This is a genomic window from Rhodococcus sp. EPR-134 (assembly GCF_001647205.1).
Classification (GTDB): Bacteria; Actinomycetota; Actinomycetes; order Mycobacteriales; family Mycobacteriaceae; genus Rhodococcus_F; species Rhodococcus_F qingshengii.
This window is the reverse complement of the sequence record NZ_LVCT01000181.1, coordinates 1-670: the sequence shown is the minus strand read 5'-3', so window position 1 is coordinate 670 and position 670 is coordinate 1. Positions and strand designations below refer to the sequence as shown.

Sequence of the window (670 nt, the reverse complement as noted above, 5' to 3'; positions counted from 1 at the left end):
CGGTGGTGTTGCCCGCACTCAACGAAGAGGACACCGTTGCCGCGGTGGTCGACACCATTCATCCGTTGCTCGGTGGCCTGGTCGACGAGTTGATCGTTCTCGATTCCGGTTCGACCGACAGAACCGCCGAGCGTGCTCGCGCTGCTGGAGCAACGGTGATCAGTCGTGAGAGCGCGGTCCCGTCCATCCCGCCGACTGCGGGCAAAGGTGAGGTGCTCTGGCGTTCGGTCGCCGCAACGACCGGCGATCTGATCGCATTCGTCGACTCCGATCTCATCAATCCCGATCCGGCGTTCGTGCCCAAACTGCTGGGGCCACTGCTCACGGTTGACGGCATCCATCTGGTGAAGGGCTACTACCGCCGTCCGCTGCGCGTGAGCGGCACGGAGGATGCCAACGGCGGCGGGCGAGTCACGGAATTGGTTGCGCGGCCCATGTTGGCCGCGCTGCGGCCGGAACTCACGTCGGTACTGCAACCGCTTGGCGGTGAATACGCGGGCACCCGTGAGCTGCTGTCCGCTGTCCCGTTCGCGCCCGGCTACGGCGTCGAGATCGGCCTTCTGCTCGACACGTACGACACGTTGGGGCTGGCGGCGATCGGTCAGGTCAATCTCGGTGTGCGCAAGCATCGCAACCGGCCGCTCGCCGACCTCGGTGTGATGAGCCGGCA

1 protein-coding gene is annotated in these 670 nt (G+C 65.8%); it reads left to right on the top strand.

The window, feature by feature from the left end:
• The coding region (locus A2J01_RS08150; protein WP_064112478.1) for a glucosyl-3-phosphoglycerate synthase at positions 1-670 on the top strand (670 nt) is incomplete at both ends.